The organism is Thioclava sp. SK-1, from assembly GCF_001705665.1.
Taxonomy (GTDB): domain Bacteria; phylum Pseudomonadota; class Alphaproteobacteria; order Rhodobacterales; family Rhodobacteraceae; genus Thioclava.
Genome location: NZ_MDHA01000044.1, coordinates 361,740 through 372,301, shown reverse-complemented (window position 1 = coordinate 372,301; position 10,562 = coordinate 361,740). Strand labels below are relative to the sequence as shown.

At 56.2% G+C, this 10,562-nt stretch carries 10 protein-coding genes; 1 reads left to right on the top strand and 9 read right to left on the bottom strand.

Features of this window, described 5'->3' with window-relative positions; genetic code table 11:
- The 3 genes from BFP70_RS21590 to BFP70_RS11700 all read right to left on the bottom strand — a co-directional run.
- The coding region (locus BFP70_RS21590; RefSeq protein WP_369820195.1) for a DUF6880 family protein at positions 1-178 on the bottom strand (178 nt) is incomplete at its 3' end.
- 153 nt (positions 179-331) lie between these two features.
- Positions 332-643, bottom strand: coding sequence for an ETC complex I subunit (locus BFP70_RS11705; RefSeq protein WP_066011730.1), 312 nt, complete (start codon positions 641-643; stop codon positions 332-334).
- A gap of 316 nt (positions 644-959) precedes the next feature.
- Complete coding sequence (locus BFP70_RS11700) at positions 960-2,438, bottom strand: NAD-dependent succinate-semialdehyde dehydrogenase (RefSeq protein WP_066011729.1); 1,479 nt, start codon at positions 2,436-2,438, stop codon at positions 960-962.
- Positions 2,439-2,774: 336 nt separating this feature from the next.
- Here BFP70_RS11700 and BFP70_RS11695 point away from each other — a divergent pair, with 336 nt between their 5' ends.
- Entirely contained in the window at positions 2,775-4,355 is a 1,581-nt protein-coding gene (locus BFP70_RS11695; RefSeq protein ID WP_066011728.1) for an ATP-dependent RecD-like DNA helicase, read from the top strand.
- Here BFP70_RS11695 and BFP70_RS11690 read toward each other — a convergent pair whose 3' ends face one another.
- The 6 genes from BFP70_RS11690 to BFP70_RS11665 form a co-directional block, all read right to left on the bottom strand.
- Complete coding sequence (locus BFP70_RS11690) at positions 4,356-5,105, bottom strand: TIGR02186 family protein (protein ID WP_066011727.1); 750 nt, start codon at positions 5,103-5,105, stop codon at positions 4,356-4,358.
- On the bottom strand, positions 5,102-6,019 hold the full coding sequence (locus BFP70_RS11685) for a sulfite exporter TauE/SafE family protein (RefSeq protein ID WP_066011778.1): 918 nt from the start codon (positions 6,017-6,019) through the stop codon (positions 5,102-5,104). Before BFP70_RS11685 ends, BFP70_RS11690 begins: the two co-directional genes overlap by 4 nt.
- A 99-nt stretch (positions 6,020-6,118) precedes the next feature.
- Entirely contained in the window at positions 6,119-6,916 is a 798-nt protein-coding gene (locus tag BFP70_RS11680; RefSeq protein ID WP_066011726.1) for a purine-nucleoside phosphorylase, read from the bottom strand.
- Positions 6,917-7,885 (bottom strand): ABC transporter permease, encoded by a 969-nt coding sequence (locus BFP70_RS11675; RefSeq protein ID WP_066011725.1) that lies wholly within the window; start codon positions 7,883-7,885, stop codon positions 6,917-6,919.
- Positions 7,882-8,982 carry an ABC transporter permease gene (locus BFP70_RS11670; protein ID WP_066011724.1) on the bottom strand — a complete coding sequence of 367 codons (1,101 nt, stop codon included), beginning with the start codon at positions 8,980-8,982 and terminating at the stop codon, positions 7,882-7,884. The genes BFP70_RS11675 and BFP70_RS11670 overlap by 4 nt, the downstream gene beginning before the upstream one ends.
- Positions 8,979-10,562: an ABC transporter ATP-binding protein gene (locus tag BFP70_RS11665; protein WP_066011723.1), complete on the bottom strand. Its 1,584-nt coding sequence runs from the start codon at positions 10,560-10,562 to the stop codon at positions 8,979-8,981. The genes BFP70_RS11670 and BFP70_RS11665 overlap by 4 nt, the downstream gene beginning before the upstream one ends.

Here is a 10,562-nt window from a genome sequence, read left to right as displayed (position 1 = left end):
CAGCAAAACGCTTGCGGATATCGGCCGCGACCGTCTCGGGCCCATCATCGGCCGCCAGTGCCATCCGCACCCGCCGCTGCCGCGCGGCATCCCCCTTCACCGCCTCAAGGAGTAGATCGGCCAGCACCTCGGCCCCGAGCGCGGTTAGATTGGCTTTGTTGAGGGATTTGCCGGCCATGAAATACGCCCTTGGGTCTAAGAGATCGGATTAGCCTAGCCGACAGCGAAGGGAAATCAACATATAGAAAAGGCGCCCAGTGGGCGCCCTATATATAGATCTCTGGAAAAACTTAGCCTTTGTTGGGAAAAACTCAGGTTAGTTTTACAACGTTCAGTGCGTCCAATTTCCACGCCGACCGGAGGCAAAATTCTCACCGTATCCACCAGCGCGCACATTGGCGGCACGTTTCTGCGGTGTTGTGACAGCATAATCGATGTTGTTTTCTTTCGCATAGGCTTCGGCCTCGGCACGGCTTTCAAACCGCAGGCGAACCTGTGTTTGCGTATCAGCCGAACTGGTCCAGCCCATCAACGGATCGATTTCGCGCGCGTCAGTCTGTGCGAAATCCAGATACCAGAACTTGGTTTTGCCTTGCCCGGATTGCATCGCATTTCGGGACGGTTGGTAGATACGTGCGCGCATGGCTGTCTCCTCAGAACTTGAGTACTTTTAAAACATACGCAAAAAAGAGCAAGTCCGAAGGGAAGACATCGCTCAGGAAACCTTAATTGCATAAATGGGACGTGCGATGTGCACCGCGCAACCTGTAGGCTTGGGCGCAAAATTTCGCCTGTTGGCGAAAGCAGAGCCTTGGCTTGAGTGTTTGGCTGCGCCTTAATGCGGCTGTGGTCGGGCGATGGCGCCTAAGCGCGATGTTCGTTTTGGGCGCGAATTATGTTCAATGCGCGCCCAAAACGGTGTTTCCACTATATGCTGATAGCGGACCGGATGGTCGAGGTTAAATCGACAGGCAGATATATTTCATTTCCAAGAAGTCTTCGATGCCGTGATGGCTGCCTTCGCGGCCCAGGCCGGATTGCTTAACACCACCAAAGGGTGCGACTTCGGTGGAGATGATCCCGGTGTTGACGCCAACGATGCCATATTCCAACGCCTCTTGCACGCGGGTAATGCGGCCGACATCGCGGGCGTAGAAATAGGAGGCCAGACCAAAGATCGTGTCATTGGCTTTTTCCACCGCCTCTTCTTCGGTCGAAAAGCGGAACAGCGGTGCCACCGGGCCAAAGGTTTCTTCTGTCGAAACTTTCATATCCTGTGTCACCCCGGTTAAAACCGTGGGTTCGAACCATGTGCCACCCAGATCCGAGCGTTTGCCACCCACCAGAACCTTACCGCCACCGTCAAGCACGTCTTTGATATGTTCTTCGACTTTTTCCACCGCTTTAGGGGTGATCAACGGCCCGGCATCGGTGCCGTCGTCCAAACCATCGCCCAGTTTCATCGCGCGAACAGCCTGTACCAGCTTTTCCGCAAAGGCATCGTAAACGCCGTCTTGGACATAAATCCGGTTGGCGCAGACGCAGGTCTGACCGTTGTTACGGAATTTACATGCCATGGCGCCTTTGACTGCTTCATCCAAATCGGCATCATCAAAGACGATGAACGGGGCATTTCCGCCCAGCTCCATCGAGCATTTCATGACTTGATCGGCCGCTTGGCCCAGCAAAATGCGCCCGACATTGGTGGATCCGGTAAAGGTCAACTTGCGCACGGTTTCGTTTTCGCAAAATTCTTTGCCGATGTCGGAGGCTTTGTTCGACGTCACAACATTGAACAGTCCCTTGGGCAGGCCGGCGCGTTCCGCCAGAACCGCAAGCGCGAGGGCAGATAGCGGCGTTTCCGACGCAGGGCGGGCGACAAAACCACAGCCTGCGGCCAAGGCGGGTGCAGCCTTGCGGGTAATCATTGCAGTCGGGAAATTCCATGGTGTAATGGAGCCGACGACGCCGATCGGTTGTTTGATGACGCTGATCCGCTTATCGGGCATATGGCCAGGGATGGTTTCGCCGTAGATCCGCTTGGCCTCTTCTGCGAACCATTCGATGAAGCTTGCGCCATAGGCGATTTCGCCAGTGGACTCTGCAAAGGGTTTGCCCATTTCGGCGGTTAAGATGATGCCCAGATCCTGTTGGTTCTCCATCATCAGATCAAACCAGGCCCGCAATGTATTGGCGCGTTCTTTAGCAGTTTTTGCGGTCCAGCCCTTCATTGCATTTTTGGCGGCTGCGATTGCGCGAGCCGTTTCGGCGCGGCCCATATCGGGAACGGATGCGATGATATCGCCACGGGCAGGGTTGGTGACGTCAAATGTCGAGCCATCATCAGCGTCGATCCAATCGCCGGCCACATAGGCTTTGGTCGCCAGTAGGCTGGGGTCGTTGAGTAAGGATTTCAGGTTGGTGGCTTGGTCAAGCATGCAAAAGGGTCCTTATCATCATGGTCGCTTTTCTGTGCGACACATTATCGGGTTGGGCGCAGGCTGACATGTTGGCCTGGCACTGTCCATCTGTCGCAATGAACAGCAAGCCAGATGCACTGTCAGTTCTGGTATCTTGTGCTGCCATATGGGGCGATTGCCGCGCTTGGCAAGGTGGCGCTGCGGGCGGGGGGCTGGCGTTGAAGGGGCTCTGCCCCGACCACCGTTTTCCGGGGCTTAATGCCCCGAAAAACGGTGGTCTCCCCGGGATATTTAAGGGCAAGATGAAAGACAGATGGGGCTTTCGGCGGGGCGCGGTGAGGGGTATGGTGCGCTATGGATCAGACACTCGAAATCTCCGCAGAAGATACGGCTGAAAAAGCCGCCACGATCACGTTTTCGGAAGATCAGGCAGAGGCTTGGGATGGTATCGCAGCCATATTGGAAGCGGCTGGTGTGGATATTGTCGACGGCACGGTAGGGCCAGAGACGGGCGGATCGAGGGTGTTATCTGTTGTTGGGAAGGCCGGGTCGGGCAAAACCATGTTGTTGGCCGCGCTGTATAAAGCCTTGGATGAGGCCGGTGTAGATTTGGTAACCGGTGATTATGAAGGCAAGCCACGCAAGGACCGTCGCACGCTTGCCATTTTGGCCCCTACGAATAAGGCCGCCAGTGTTTTGCGATCACGTGGGGTGCCGGCCACGACCATTCACCGGATTATTTACACGCCTGTTTATGACCCTGAATATGAAAAAATTGCAGAATGGCTGGCAGGGCAGGGGGCGCGGCCGAAAATTGACATGCTGGGTCTTGATGGGTTGACCGAAGAGGCTTTGGACCGGGCGAAAGCATTTTACGATATTCATACCTCGATCCCGGGTGCGTTGGCGGCTGCGGGTTTGCGTGGGTCTGATTTCATCAATGGCTGGAAGCGTCGCGAAGATCCGCTTGATATCGGTTTTGTCGATGAGGCGTCGATGCTGGATGACAAGCAGTTTGAAGATCTTAAAGAGCTGTTTTCAACATTGGTGATGTTTGGGGATCCCGCGCAGCTGGCCCCTGTTAATCAATCGGGCCAGATGGTTTTTGAAAGCCTGCCGGAAGAACGTACCCATATATTACACCGCATCCATCGACAAACAGCAGATAACCCGATTTTGGATCTTGCGCATGCTTTGGCGGATGAAAGCCTGAGCTTCGAGCGGTTTGAACGGATGATTGAAGACCGCGCTGCCAATGATGACCGTGTTGTTTGGGCACGACGCGTGGAAAGTGATTTGATGGCGCGCTCGCCGGTATTGGTGTGGCGCAATGCGACGCGTATCCGGTTGATCCATGCGTTTCGCGGTGCCCATCACGCGCCTGCGGATGAGCTGTTACCAGGGGAGCCGCTGATCTGTGACGGCATTGAGCTGCCTGTCAAACATCGCAAGCGGCGCATTGATTTGGAAGCGCGCGGCTTGATCAAAGGTGCGCAGGTTGTCTATCTGGGACCGGGCAAGAAACCGGGGTTTTCACGGCTGCATGTTTTGGGGGCAGAGGATCCGCGCCTTTCTGCCGCATCGATCGTCAAGATTGAGCTACCCGATGAGGAAGAGCCGTTCATCCCCTTTGCTGCGCGGATGGGGGCAACATTTTTGCACGGGGCGGCGGTCACGATTCATAAGGCACAGGGCAGCCAGTGGCGCGATGTTCAGGTGTTTGCGCCAGACATCTATGCGGCACATCGCGCGGGCCGCACAGAAGCCGGGATCCCGCTGTGGAAACGGCTTGCCTATGTTGCGATCACGCGGGCGGAGCATCGTTTGTTGTGGGTGACGCGTAACGCGTTGGCGCGTCCGGCGGCACCTTTGGCGATTGACGATTTGCCCAAAGGGGCGCAGGCGCTGAAGCTGGAGCTGCAAGAGCCTGAGTAATCAGCGGAACCGACGGAACACAAATGCCGCCGCCCAACCCGCAAACACGGCAATCGCCAGTGATAACAGGCCGTAGAGAGGGGGATAATCCTGTGACAGCATGAACAGCCAGCGTTCCAGTCCGACTTTGCGTACTTTAATTGGGGCGCTGTAATCATCGATCACGCGTTCTTGGCGCAAAAGAAAGATGCGAACCAGATAATCGCCTTCGATCAAATTCGCGGGCAGCTGAAAATCGGCGCGAAACAGGGTGTCTTCGATCAGTGTGACATCCCCCTCTTTCAGCCGGTAGAACCCTTCATTGATGCGGATCCTCTGCAGCGCCTCTGCAAAGGGCGAGGCATTGGCACGTTCAATCGCATCCGAGAAGCTGCGCATCGCAGAGGGGATCATTATCCGGTAAATTGCATCCACTTCTGACGCCAGAATATCCTGACGTGGGCCGGTTGTGGCCACCGCATAATAGCTGGGCGCAGAAGGGATTTCGATGGCATCCGTATTGACCCAAACCCCTAATTCACGCGATTTTCGGCGCACGATCACCGGGCTGGACGGGCCCTGTAGTGTGACGATCACATCCAGCCGGCCTTCGGGTTCGGGCTCATATCGTTTGACGGCCCCATAGATCAAAATCTCGGACCCATCGAAAGAGGCGGTGATGCCGATGCTTTCTTTGCTTAGGCCGGCCACGACCTGTTCGGCGTGTGCTGGCAATGCAAAGGCGAATAGCAGGATCAACAGCCGGATCATGGGGCACCTGCAATGCTGATGGAATACAGCTCTGCCGGGGTCAGAACCAGATCCAGGCCCAGCTTGATTGCGACAGAAAGGACCAACACAGCCAGCAAAATGCGCAGCTGTTCGGCCTTTAGCAGCGCGCCCAAACGCGATCCGAATTGCGCACCGATCACCCCCCCCACAATCAGCGATAAGGCCAGCATGACATCGACCGATTGATTGGTGACCGCATGCAACATTGTCGTGAAGGCTGAGGTGAACAGGATTTGAAACAGCGACGTGCCAATCACCACCTTTGTGGGCATGCCCAGCAGATAGATCATCGCAGGCACCATGATAAAGCCGCCGCCGACGCCCATAATCGCCGCCAAGATGCCGACGCAGACGCCGACCAAAATCGGTGGGATTACAGAAATATACAGTCCCGACGCGCGAAATTTGATTTTCAGTGGCAGCTTATGCACCCAGGTGTGGATATGGCGCTTGCCACGTTTGCCACCCTTCTTGGACCGGCGCATCGCGCGCAGGCTTTCCAAGAACATCAACATGCCGATCCCGCCAAGAAACACGACATAGCTTAGCTGCACGGCCAGGTCGATTTGTCCAAGTGACTGTAATATATTGAAAATGATGATGCCAAAGCCGGATCCAACAAGTCCGCCGACCAGCAATACAAGCCCCATCCGCACATCAACCGCTTTGCGTTTGAACTGCGCAAGCACCCCCGAGACAGAGGAGGCAACCACCTGATTGGCCCCTGTGGCCACAGCCACGGCAGGCGGGATGCCGATAAAAAACAACAGCGGCGTGATCAAGAACCCGCCGCCAACGCCGAACAGGCCTGACAGCAGACCCACGAGCCCACCCAGCCCCAGAAGGAGATAAAGATTAACCGATACCTCGGCGATGGGCAGGTAAACTTGCATGGACATCCGTCACGAGCTGGTCAGCCAAGTGTCGCCTTGAAACCGGGCGGTGTCAAACGGCACAGCGGGTGTTTTGCCGTAATTTACGACAATATCTGATTACAGATTGCGCAGATAGCGGCGTAAGATCCGCTCTAACTTGGCGGCGCCCAATGGGGCCATCGCTTTTGTCTGCGCATGGCTGATCTGTTCATCGGCTTTCATGCCCGCGCCCATATTGGTGATGACTGATACGGCAGCGACGCGCAGTCCCAAAAAGCGTGCCAAGATGACCTCGGGAACCGTGGACATGCCAACGGCATCGGCGCCCAGGATCTTGGCCGCGCGTATTTCTGCCGGGGTCTCAAAGGAGGGGCCGGAGAACCAGCAATACACTCCCTCTGGCAGCGCAATATCTTCGGCGGCTGCGGCCCGCGCCAGACCTTGCCGAATGGTTGTGTCATGGGCTTGCGTCATTGGCACGAAACGCGTGTCCGATGGCTCTTTGATCAGCGGATTATGACCTGCGAAATTGATATGGTCAGACAGCATCATCAAACCGCCGGGCATGATGTCGGGGCGCAAACTGCCTGCCGCATTGGTCAGCAGCAGCTCTTGCGTGCCCAGCCCGCGCAGGATCTCCAACGGCACGCGCATTTCTGCGGGATTGCCATGTTCATAGTAATGCGCCCGACCGCCAAAGACGGCGACGCGCACGCCCTCCAACTCTCCGATGACCAGCTTGGGATTATGGCCCGACACACCTGCCTGTGGGAAGCCGGGCATATCAGAATAAGGGATCTCAACCCCGTTGACCTCATTGGCCAAATGACCAAGGCCGGACCCCAAAACCAAGCCCAATCGCGGGGCGCTATCACCCGCACGGGCCCGGATCAATTCAATCAGTTCATCGGACATTCAGCGTTCTTTCACATAGGGCTGTCCACCCGCCTTTGGGGCAACGGATTTGCCGATAAACCCGGCCAGAGCGATCACGGTCAAGATATAGGGTAGGGCGTCCAAAAATGGACCGGGGATTTGGAAATGCAAAACGCGTTCTACGATATCACCGCGCAACGACAGGGCTTGGAAAAAACCGAACAGCATCGTCGCACCCAGCGCGTTCCACGGTTTCCATTTGGCAAAGATCAATGCCGCCAGCGCGATATACCCCCGCCCCGATGTCATTTCTTTGCCAAACCCCGCCTGTAGCGCCGTGGCCAGGTAGGCCCCTGCCAAGCCGCATAAAACCCCGGTGATGATCACCGCGCAGTAGCGCAGGCGGATCACGGAAATTCCTGCCGTATCCACGGATTCCGGGTTTTCCCCCACAGCGCGCAGGCGCAGTCCAAAGCGTGTGCGATACAGCACCCACCATGTCAGCGGCACCAATAGCAGCGCGATATAGCTAAGAATGGAATCCCCCGACAACACGGTGGAATACAGCGGCCCAATCACCGGGACAGGGGCGATTTGCGCGGTAAAGGGCAGCTCAATTGCGTTGAATCTTGCCGCACCGCGCAGCGCTTCGGTTCGGCCCCCTTGATGGAAAATTGCCTGCGCCGCCAGAACCGTCAGGCCAGAGGCCAGAAAATTCAACGCCACGCCAGAGATCAGCTGATTGCCGCGAAAGGTGATCGAGGCCACCCCATGGATCAGTGCAAAGAGCACTGAGGCCACGATCCCCGCGCCCAAGCCAACCCATGCTGACCCGGTGAAATAGGCCACCGTGGCAGAGGCCATCGCAGCGGCCAGCATCTTGCCCTCTAGCCCGATGTCAAAAATTCCCGCCCGTTCGGAAAACAGCCCGGCAAGGCAGGCCAACAACAATGGTGTGCCAAGACGAAAGGTGGAATCCAGCAGCGCGATCAGATCCAGATAGCTCATGCTTGCGCCCCCTGTTTGGCCGATAGCTTGGCAAATACCCAGATCACGGCGCGTTCGGACATGCCGTTCAACGCCCCGGTGAACAAGATCACCAGACCTTGCAGCACGATGCGCAGCTCAATCGGAATAGAGGTCCATAGACCCAGCTCGCCACCGCCCTGATACAGCATTCCGAACAAAAGCGCCGCGATGAAGACGCCAAACGGATGATTGCGCCCCATCAAAGCAACCGCGATGCCAATAAAGCCCGCCCCTTCAGCCGAATTCAGCACCAAACGTTCGCTTTCGCCCATCACATTGTTAATCGCCATCATCCCGGCCAAACCGCCCGAAATCAGCATAGCAATCACGATCACTTTCGTAGGTGAGATGCCGGCGTAGATCGCCGCGCTTTCAGATTTTCCATAGGCACGAATTTCATAGCCCAGGCGCGAACGAAACAGCAAAAACCACACGGCCACACAGGCCAGAACCGCGACAAAGAACGAAATATTGACCGGGGTGTTATTGGCAAACAGCATGCCAAGGCCGGGCACCTCATTCAACGCGGGCAGATGCGCACCCGGCCCAAATCGCGCAGTGGCCGGGTCTGAAGATCCCTCCGGTTTGAGCACCCCACCCAGAAGATAGACCAGTAAAGCCGAGGCGATATAGTTGAACATGATGGTGGTGATGACGATATGGCTGCCGCGCTTGGCTTGCAGCCATGCGGGTATCAACGCCCACAGCAGCCCAAACAGCGCAGCACCAATCATCGCAGCCGGCAACGCCAGCGCCCAATGTGGCCACGGAACTGCCAGACAGACCAAGGCCACACCCAACCCGCCTAGCTGTGCCTGGCCTTCGGACCCGATGTTGAATTGGCTGGCATGATACGCGACCGTGACAGACAGGCCGGTGAACAGAAAACTGGTGGTGAAATACAGCGTGTAGCCCCATGCGTAGCTGGAGCCGACCGCACCTTCGACCATGACCTTGATCGCTTCGACAGGATCGCCGCCGATGGCCAGAATTACCAACATCGAAATTCCAAAGGCCAGCGCCACATTGATCAGCGGCACCAACCCTAAATCGGCCCATTTCGGCAGTTTGTTCATGCGGCTTCTCCACCGTCTTTTTGCGGATCACGTACGCCGGCCATTAGTAGGCCAAGTTCGCGTTCGTTCGTGTCGCTCGCCAGACGCTCGCCCATGATTTCACCATCAAACATCACTGCGATGCGATCAGACAGGGACATGATCTCGTCGAGCTCTACCGAGACAAGCAGAACGGCCTTACCTGCGTCACGCAATTCAATGATGCGTTTATGGATGAATTCAATTGCACCAATATCGACACCGCGTGTCGGCTGACCAATCAGTAACAGATCCGGATTGCGTTCAATCTCGCGGGCCAGAACGATCTTTTGTTGATTGCCGCCCGAGAAATTCTTGGCTGCCAAGGACGGGATAGGGGGGCGGACATCAAACCGTTCCATGGCGCCTTCGGTGGCCTGAACGATGGCCGGGTTATCCATCAAAACAGCATTTTTCTGATATTGCGGCGCGTCGTGATAGCCAAACACAAGGTTCTCCCACGCAGCAAAGTCCAAAATCAAACCATGGTGGTGTCGGTCCTCTGGCACATGCGCGATTGAGGCATCACGGCGATCGCGCCCGGTCGCTCGCGCTGACAAATCGATCGGCGTGCCATTCATCTTTACGCTGCCGGTGGCAGGGCGATAGCCACCCAAGACCTCCAGAAGCTCAGTTTGACCATTTCCGGCGACACCGGCAATGCCAAGGATCTCACCGGCACGAATGGTCAGGTTGATACCGCGCAAACGTTCAACTTTGGCCGCATCAACCACGCGCAGATTTTCTATTTGCAGCACTGCATTTTTGGGTTGCGCCGGTGTCTTTTCAACATTCAGCAAGACTTTGCGCCCGACCATTAGCTCTGCCAGATGTTCTGGGCTGGTTTTTGCGGTTTCTACCGTAGCTGTCATTTGCCCGCGCCGCATCACAGAAACTGAATCTGTGGCTTCCATTATTTCGCGCAATTTATGGGTGATCAGAATGATGGTTTTTCCCTGCCGCTTCAGGTGATCCAGAATGCGGAACAGATGGTCGGCCTCTGACGGGGTCAGGACCCCCGTCGGCTCATCCAAAATCAAAATCTCGGCCTGCCGATACAGCGCTTTCAAAATCTCAACGCGTTGTTGATGGCCAACAGACAGGTTTTCAATTTTCGTATCGGGATCTACATCCATCTCATATTCATCAGACAGACGTTTCAATTCTTTGCGGGCCTTGGACAGGGAAGGGCGCAGCAACGGCCCGTCTTCCACGCCAAGGATAATATTTTCCAGTACGGTGAAATTCTGCACCAACTTGAAATGCTGAAAGACCATGCCGATACCGGCGCGGATTGCGGCATCGCTATCGGGGATCTGGGTGGGCGTGCCATTGATCAAGATCTCGCCCGAATCAGCCTTATAAAACCCATAAAGGATCGACATCAGCGTGGATTTTCCCGCGCCGTTTTCGCCGATAATGCCATGGACGGTTCCCGGCATGACGCGGATTGAGATGTCTTTATTCGCCTGCACTGGTCCAAAAGCCTTGGATATGCCGCGAAGTTCGATGGCGGGGGCGGCCGTTGCCGGCTGCCCCCCTGTGTTCGGCGTTTGGGTCAT

Coding starts and splice junctions, on each gene's coding strand:
- BFP70_RS11695 (WP_066011728.1), top strand. CDS start 2,775: ATGGATCAGACACTCGAAATCTCCGCAGAAGATACGGCTGAAAAAGCC.
- BFP70_RS11700 (WP_066011729.1), bottom strand. CDS start 2,438: ATGCTTGACCAAGCCACCAACCTGAAATCCTTACTCAACGACCCCAGC.
- BFP70_RS11680 (WP_066011726.1), bottom strand. CDS start 6,916: ATGTCCGATGAACTGATTGAATTGATCCGGGCCCGTGCGGGTGATAGC.
- BFP70_RS11665 (WP_066011723.1), bottom strand. CDS start 10,562: ATGACCCAAACGCCGAACACAGGGGGGCAGCCGGCAACGGCCGCCCCC.
- BFP70_RS11675 (WP_066011725.1), bottom strand. CDS start 7,885: ATGAGCTATCTGGATCTGATCGCGCTGCTGGATTCCACCTTTCGTCTT.
- BFP70_RS11685 (WP_066011778.1), bottom strand. CDS start 6,019: ATGCAAGTTTACCTGCCCATCGCCGAGGTATCGGTTAATCTTTATCTC.
- BFP70_RS11670 (WP_066011724.1), bottom strand. CDS start 8,982: ATGAACAAACTGCCGAAATGGGCCGATTTAGGGTTGGTGCCGCTGATC.
- BFP70_RS11705 (WP_066011730.1), bottom strand. CDS start 643: ATGCGCGCACGTATCTACCAACCGTCCCGAAATGCGATGCAATCCGGG.
- BFP70_RS11690 (WP_066011727.1), bottom strand. CDS start 5,105: ATGATCCGGCTGTTGATCCTGCTATTCGCCTTTGCATTGCCAGCACAC.